The organism is Nocardiopsis sp. TNDT3, assembly GCF_003427465.1.
GTDB classification, from domain to species: domain Bacteria; phylum Actinomycetota; class Actinomycetes; order Streptosporangiales; family Streptosporangiaceae; genus Nocardiopsis; species Nocardiopsis dassonvillei.
Genome location: NZ_QPFC01000939.1, coordinates 1 through 1,193, shown reverse-complemented (window position 1 = coordinate 1,193; position 1,193 = coordinate 1). Strand labels below are relative to the sequence as shown.

1 protein-coding gene is annotated in these 1,193 nt (G+C 69.8%); it reads left to right on the top strand.

The genetic code is table 11. The annotated features are described in order from the left end of the window. Window positions 1–34: 34 nt before the first annotated feature. On the top strand, window positions 35–1,193 hold a 1,159-nt coding region (locus DQW06_RS21950; RefSeq protein WP_157983545.1), incomplete at its 3' end, for an endo-1,4-beta-xylanase.

The window sequence follows — 1,193 nt, the reverse complement described above, 5'->3', positions numbered from 1 at the left end:
CCCCCCCCCGACCCCCACAGAAGAAAGGAGCACCATGTTGGTCACCAAGGGGCGAAGACGGCTCCGGGGAGGGGCCGCGGCCGCGGTCGCCCTCGCCCTCAGCCTGGTCACGGGCGGCCTGACCGCCGCCGCCCACGCCGAGGACACCGCGCTCACGGCGCAGGAGGCGGCCCGGGCCCAACAGGCCACCCTGCGCGAACTCGCCGACCAGCGCGGGCTGCGCATGGGCACCGCGGTCGCGCCGCAGCACCTGAACCAGGCGGCCTACGCGCAGACCGCCGCGACCGAGTTCAACTCCGTCACCCACGAGAACGACCTCAAGTGGGAGACCGTCCAGCCCCAGCCCGGACAGTTCAACTGGACCAACGCCGACCGCATCGTGGACTTCGCCCAGCAGAACGACCAGCTGATCCACGGCCACACGCTGGTGTGGCACAGCCAGCTGCCCTCGTGGGTGAGGGACGGCACCTTCACCGAGGGCCAGCTGCTGGACGTCATGGACACCCACATCAGCACCACCGTGGGGCGCTACCGCGACGACATCGCCACCTGGGACGTGGTCAACGAGCCCATCGGGGACGACGCCCGGTTCCGCGACTCGGTCTTCTACCGGACGCTGGGGGAGGACTTCATCGCGGAGGCCTTCCGGATGGCCGACCGGGCCGACCCCGACGCCCGCCTGTTCATCAACGACTACAACATCGACGGGATCAACGCCAAGAGCGACGCCTACTACGACCTGGTCCGGGACCTGCTGGCGCAGGGCGTGCCGATCGACGGCATCGGCTTCCAGGGCCACCTCATCGCGGGGCAGGTCCCCTCCAGCGTCCAGCAGAACATCCAGCGCTTCGTGGACCTGGGCCTGGAGGTGATGATCACCGAGCTGGACATCCGCATCCAGCTGCCCGTCACCCAGCAGAAACTGGAGCAGCAGGCCAGGGACTACGAGCAGGTGGTCAACGCCTGCTACGCGGTCGACGGGTGCTCGGGTGTGATCGTGTGGGGCGTCACCGACGCCCACTCCTGGGTTCCCGGTACCTTCCCGGGCCAGGGCGCGGCGCTGCCCATCGACGAGAACTACGAGCCCAAGCCCGCCTACTGGTCGATCCACGAGGCGCTCGGCGGCGACCCCGGCCCCGGCCCGGATCCTGATCCGACCGACCCGCCGTCGGGTGAGTGTGAGGCGGTGTACT